Source organism: Anaerosolibacter sp. (assembly GCF_029240175.1).
GTDB lineage: Bacteria > Bacillota > Clostridia > Peptostreptococcales > Thermotaleaceae > Anaerosolibacter.
Window position 1 is genome coordinate 1 of sequence record NZ_JARBTM010000045.1, and the last position, 6371, is coordinate 6371.

Here is a 6371-nt window from a genome sequence, read left to right on the forward strand (position 1 = left end):
CGCTTGGCTGTGATTTCATCATATTTTTGCATAATGATAGTTGCGTCTGTATCAGAAGGAATATTGATTAACCATAATACACCGTAGGGGCTTGGTACAAAGTTTTCTTCTGATGGAAAAAGATCTTTCCATGTTTCTGCTCCGTATGCTGCCAGCGTTTCTTTTTCAGCTTCTGTATAGGAATCAATAATATTTTGTTTGAAAATAGGACCATAAAAATCACCACTTGCATCAACTGCCCCATTACCATAACCCGGCCATGGCCATGAGTATACACCGATGCCGGTTTTCGATGCGAAGTCTGCATCTTCTGTCCAAGATTTGAAGGTTGCATCATTAAACTTACGCTTTCCGTCAACTACGTCATAATGCTCCCCTTCAATACCCCAGCGAAATAAGATTTGGGCTTCATCAGAGCACATCCAGTCCAAGAATTTAATTGCTGCAACAGGGTCTTTGCAACTGGTTGAGATTCCAACGCCATATCCTCCGGTATAACCTGCGGGTCTAAAATCTGCATATTTATAGGATTTATCTAATACAAGCGGCAATTGAGCATAACCTCTTTCCGGTTTTCCTGCAGCTACTAACGCTTGTTCCGCATCAACATATTCCCACTTTCCATCGGATAAAGCCAATACACGTCCTTCCGCTATTTTAGCTTGATACTGATCGTATTTTTGTATAAAGCTCTCAGGATCAAGTAAGCCGATATCATTCATATGATTCAACCACCGAAAGTATTCTTTCTCTTCCGGACGGGTTAAATGAATTTGAGCTTTTCCTGTTTTTGTATCATAATACCATTCTCCATCATCCGGACCTCCTGTAGCAAAGACTGCCGGATTCGTTACTGAGATCTTGATGCGCCAATCATCTGCTAACACAGATAAGCCAATGGTTGGTTTGCCATCAATTTCAGGATACTTTTCAATGTAAGTTTTAATAGCATTCTCATAATCCTGCAGGGTTTCCATCTTGGGATATCCAAGCTCCTTAAGTAATGCATGCTGGAGCTGAAAACCTGATTCCGGCTCGTACTTGACTTCACCAACCGTCGGAAGTCCTAAGAAATAGATGGATGGATCAGATTCACTGTACTTTAATCGCGTCAAATAGTCCCCATAAAGCTTCTTAATATTCGGTCCATATTCTTCGATTAAATCATCTAATTTTATAAACCCTCCTGCATCTACAATAATATTGGAATACTCAACTGCGTAGATAAAATCCGGATATTCTCCACTCGCTGCCATAAAAGATAGCTTTTCTCTCGGATCTCCTATTGCAAATTCTTTTTCTAATGTTACCCCTGTGAGTTCCTTGATTTTCTGTGAAATTGGACTTTTAAAGCCATCATCCATCTGTCCAGCTGTCGTGTCAGCACTCCAGAAGCTAAAGGTTGTCGGGGTTACTTGCGTCTCTGTGCTGCCTGTTTCTGATCCTGTCTCTGTCTCTACCCCTGTTCCTTGAACTGATTTTTCCTTATCTTCGGTTTTTCCACAACCAGTAACGAGTGTTATTAGCAGGATAATACACAAACCAAACGCCAACATCTTTTTCATAGATCCTAACATAATCATCCCTCCCTTGAATAATTTTCATAGTTAATAGTTTATACAATCAATCTTTGACCGCTCCTAAGGTCATTCCTCTGACAAAATATTTCTGTACAAAAGGATAGACGGCTAAAATAGGTACAGTAGCAACGATTGTGATTGCCATTCGCATGGATTGCGGCGATACTGATCGAACTGTCTGAGCGTGCTGTTTCATCTTTAGCATATGACCGGCTGCTGCAGTATTTGAATTATTAAGTACTTTCATCAATTCGTATTGAAGCGTAGTCAGGTTTGGATTACTGCTGTTGAAAAGGTAAGTGTCAAACCATGAATTCCAGTGAGATACCGCATAATACAGCCCTATGGTGGCCATAACCGGTTTGCATAAGGGTAATATGACACGCATGAATATCTGAAGATCATTGGCCCCATCAATACATGCAGCCTCTTGAAGTGCACTCGGTAAACCATCAATAAACGAACGCACAATATAAATATAATACACTCCTAGAATTCCCGGAACTATGTATACGGAAAATGAATTAATCATTCCTAATTCTTTGATCAGTAAAAATTCAGGGATCATGCCTCCACTAATATACATGGTAATAGCAAAGAGCGTTGCCACTGCTTTTCTTGCGAAAAAATCTCTTCTGCTAAGTACATAAGCGACCATCATAGTACTTATTACTCCAAGTCCGGCTCCCAGAACAGTACGAACAACTGAATTAATAAAAGCAGTGATTAAGATGGGGTCTTTAAAAACCTCTTCATAATTTCTTAAGGTAAATACCCTTGGGAAAATATGAATTCCACCTTTGATTGTATCATTCGCATCATTCAAGGAAATCGCCAACACATTTAGAAAAGGATAAATCGTTACTATGACAATGAGTAGGAGGATTAGCATAATTAAACCATCCATTACTCTGGTCTTTAATCTTATTTTTCTTCTAGGTTCCTTCCGAAATAACATATTATTCACTCTCCTTCTGTGCCAAAGCTATTCTTATTCCGTATTAAGTTGGCTATATTACTGTTTGGCCTCTCCATCTTTTCGCTAGTTTATTGGCACCATAAAGCAATATGATACTTACCACTGATTTAAATATACCAATCGCAGTACCAAAAGAATAACGACCTAATTTAATACCATAATCCAGAATATACAGGTCAAGAACCTTAGCATAGTCCTGAACAAGGGAATTCCCTAACAAATATTGTTTTTCAAATCCGATACTTATCATCCACCCAATGTCTAAGACTAAGATAACAAGAATTGTGTTTGTAATTCCCGGTAGGGTGATATGTCTTATGGATTGCAGTCTACTTGCCCCATCCACCTTAGCTGCCTCATAAAGGGTTGGATCAATGCCGGTAATAGCAGCCAGAAAAATAATTGAATTCCATCCCAGTTCCTTCCATACCTCAGCACTTGTGCAAATCCCCCAGAACCACTTTGGTATTGCCAGAAAAGACACCGGTTCTTTAATAATACCAAGAAATAGCAGGAGCTCGTTTACAACTCCATCTCCCGACAATAAGGTACTAAATATTCCTGCAACAATTACCCAAGATACAAAATGTGGCAGATATGTACTGGTTTGTATAAATTTCTTATATCTAATGTTTTTTACTTCATTTAACATAATTGCAAAAATAATAGGAAGCGGAAACCCGATAAAAAGCTGTAAGAAGCTCATGCCCAGTGTATTACGCATCACATCATAAAACATGGGGTCCTGAAACAATGCAATAAAGTGTTTCAAACCGACAAAAGGGTAATCCAACAAGCCCATACCCGCTCTGGGCTTGTAATCTTGAAAAGCCATCACCCATCCCCAAAGTGGTAAATATTTAAAAATCACAGCCCAGATTACAAAAGGTAAAACCATCAAAATTAAATACCTTTGCTTAATCATTAATTTAGTGAGTGGCTTCTTTTCTGGTTTTAACACTTGACCATTTATCATAACATCCTCCCCTGTTGCACCTAATTAATTTTATTATAATAAAAAAGGCGTCCACCGGACACCTTAATAATTCGCTATGTATCCCCTAATAATAGAAGATAGTTTACAAGCTATGTATGTATCGTTCGATATTCTTTTGGTGATATGCCGTAATATTTTCTGAATTTAGCTGTAAAATAATCAGGATCATGAAATCCGGTTATTTGTGCTATTTCATATATTTTTCGATCGGGGTCACTTAATAATCTTTGTGCTTTTTTTAAACGGACTTCATCCAGTAAGACATTAAAGGTCTTACCCGTTTCTTTTTTCAGCTGCTTGCCTAAATAGTTACTGCTATAATGAAAAAGCTTACCCAATGCTTCAATCTTTATATCTTCCTGATAATGGTGTTCCATATAATCAAGTACCATTCCCAGTGTCTTTTGAGGTTTCATTTCCTCTATATATTCACAGATTGTAAGAAGCTGAAATTTAATAAAGCCATGAAGTTTAAAAAGATTCGACTGCTGATAAAGTGTTTCAAATACCTTGGGGTTTAAGAATTCCCGTTCCAATAGTCCATGTTGATGTTCAATTAAAGATGTCATAACACTAACATAAACATGCAAGTAGAACGCCTTGATTCTCTCTGAGTCCCATCCGCTTAATTCCATGTAACCACGCATACCTTCAAGAAGATAATTAACTTGGTCTTGCTGATTGGTGCAAACTGACTGATATAGTTTAACTTCCGTGTCTTCTTCGTAGGAGTTACCTTGTTTATTGTTCTGTTGTAAATGAAGCGATTGTTCCTGTAAAATAGTCTGATTGCCATATAAGAAGCGGTGATCCATAAGATATTTAGCAAAGGCATATGATTTATTGATCTCATTTAGTTCATTCACCGTAAGACCTACTGTAATAATAGCCTCTCGACGAAATTGTAGAAAAACCCATTTTCTTAAGAACTGAAGGCTTTCACAATGTTTATCAAAATCTCGATTTTTAATAATAATTCCTATTAAGCCATCTGTCTCAAAATATACACTATAATTTCCTACCTCTTTCAAATGCTGCTTTATTAAATTTCTTTCCTTAAAGTTCATTCCAGTCTCTAACGTATCCAGTAAGAGAACTGTATAGGAATGCCATGGCAGACTCAGATCATACCATCGATTTAGCTCTTCATAACCGGCGGGACTGTTTAGGTAGGGTTCTGCCGCTTCATGTCCCATTGCTATATATTTTATCATCTGTTCTTTCGATAGTTGGCATTGATGTTCCAGATCAATTTGCTTTTTCATTTTGTTGAACCAGTTATTATAAATCTCAATCACTTTTTGTGCTAACAAATCTTCATCAATGGGTTTTAGGATATAATGATTTACATGGCACTCCATGGCTCTCTTTGCATAATTAAAATCCTGATAGCCGCTTAATACAATAAACTGAGTATCAATCCCCATACGAGTAATTGTTTCAATCAATTGAATGCCATCAATTTCGGGCATCTTAATATCAACAATGATTAAATCAGGCTTCAATAACACGATTTTTTCAATACCTTCAATACCATTTTGAGCCTCGCCTATTAAGCTGCAATGAAGTTTTTCCCAATTAATCAGTGTTTTTAAACCATCACGAATATTTGGTTCATCATCAATGACCATTACTTTCATCGTCCAAATCATTTTATATTCTCCTCTTTCATTGGAATGACAGGCATGATTAGTTTAACAATCGTCCCTCTGGGATGATTTTCTTCTATTGATAACCCATAGAACTTACCAAATTTAATTTGAATCCGTTGCTGGATATTTATAAGTCCTATTCGTTTTTCCTCATTTCCTTTTGTACCCTGGCTGATATGGAGTAACTTCACTCTCTTGTTAGGATCAATTCCTTTTCCATTATCTGATATTGTTATGATTAGCTTTCCTGCCTCAATTTTCCCATGTATTATTACGATTCCAGCTTCTTTTACACCCTCTAACCCATGAATAATAGCGTTCTCTACAATCGGCTGAATCGTAAGGGGAAGTACTGTTAACTGCATCAGCTCCTCACTGCAATGAATGCTGCTTTGTATTTTATCTCCAAAACGGAATTTTTGAACGATTAAATAATCTTCAACAAAGGATAGTTCTTCTTTTAGCGTTATGTAATCATAGGGCATTTCCAGATTCCTTCGAATGAGTGTCCCCATCTTTTTCACAATGGTTGCAATCTCACTCTCACCATTCGAATGTGCTTTCATGCGAATGGATTCTAATACATTAAATAAGAAATGGGGATTGACTTGACTAGCAAGTACTTCAAATCTCATCTGTTCTTTAAAAAGCATATACTGCTGTTCCTGTTGATGGGAAGCTAAATTAGAAAGCCCAAATAGCAAGGCTAGACCCCCCATCAAGCTTAAAAATACAACCAATCCGCCAAACATAGCCACTTCTTTTGATGTCGCCACCATTTGCTCAATAGGAATAACGGAAACTAAGTAAAGTGGTGTCGTTAACATGTTTTGGTCAATGATTTTAACTATAACTTGAGATTTTTCTCCCAGAAACTCAGTTTTCAACATGGATTTTCCTTCTGTGATATCGATATTCTCTAACTCATCCAGATTCTGTCCAATCATATAATTTTCTTGCGATGTTAGTAATCTGTATTCCGAATCTAGTAAGAAAAGATCAAAGGGTTCCATCTCAATCATATTTTTAATACGTTTCAGATCAACTAAAATCATCACAACCCCTTCCATATCTTTTTGTAGATGAAAGGAACGGCTGATCATCAAATAGTCTTTGCACACAATCGGACCCTCGCTATAATATTCTCCAAAAGACAGACCTTC

General features: G+C 37.2%; 5 protein-coding genes. All 5 read right to left on the bottom strand.

The window, feature by feature from the left end:
• Positions 1 to 1577: ABC transporter substrate-binding protein (locus K0R93_RS18950; protein ID WP_300304928.1), on the bottom strand; the 1577-nt coding region annotated here is incomplete at its 3' end.
• A 46-nt stretch (positions 1578 to 1623) separates the two neighbouring features.
• Positions 1624 to 2538 (bottom strand): carbohydrate ABC transporter permease, encoded by a 915-nt coding sequence (locus K0R93_RS18955; RefSeq protein ID WP_300304930.1) that lies wholly within the window; start codon positions 2536 to 2538, stop codon positions 1624 to 1626.
• 52 nt (positions 2539 to 2590) lie between these two features.
• Positions 2591 to 3535, bottom strand: a complete 945-nt coding sequence (locus K0R93_RS18960) for an ABC transporter permease (RefSeq protein ID WP_300304933.1) — start codon at positions 3533 to 3535, stop codon at positions 2591 to 2593.
• 110 nt (positions 3536 to 3645) lie between these two features.
• Positions 3646 to 5208: a response regulator gene (locus tag K0R93_RS18965; protein ID WP_300304935.1), complete on the bottom strand. Its 1563-nt coding sequence runs from the start codon at positions 5206 to 5208 to the stop codon at positions 3646 to 3648.
• Positions 5205 to 6371, bottom strand: a 1167-nt coding sequence (locus tag K0R93_RS18970) for a sensor histidine kinase (protein ID WP_300304937.1), incomplete at its 5' end; no start/stop codon positions are given. The genes K0R93_RS18970 and K0R93_RS18965, both read right to left, overlap by 4 nt.

Coding starts and splice junctions, on each gene's coding strand:
- K0R93_RS18955 (WP_300304930.1), bottom strand. CDS start 2,538: ATGTTATTTCGGAAGGAACCTAGAAGAAAAATAAGATTAAAGACCAGA.
- K0R93_RS18960 (WP_300304933.1), bottom strand. CDS start 3,535: ATGATAAATGGTCAAGTGTTAAAACCAGAAAAGAAGCCACTCACTAAA.
- K0R93_RS18965 (WP_300304935.1), bottom strand. CDS start 5,208: ATGATTTGGACGATGAAAGTAATGGTCATTGATGATGAACCAAATATT.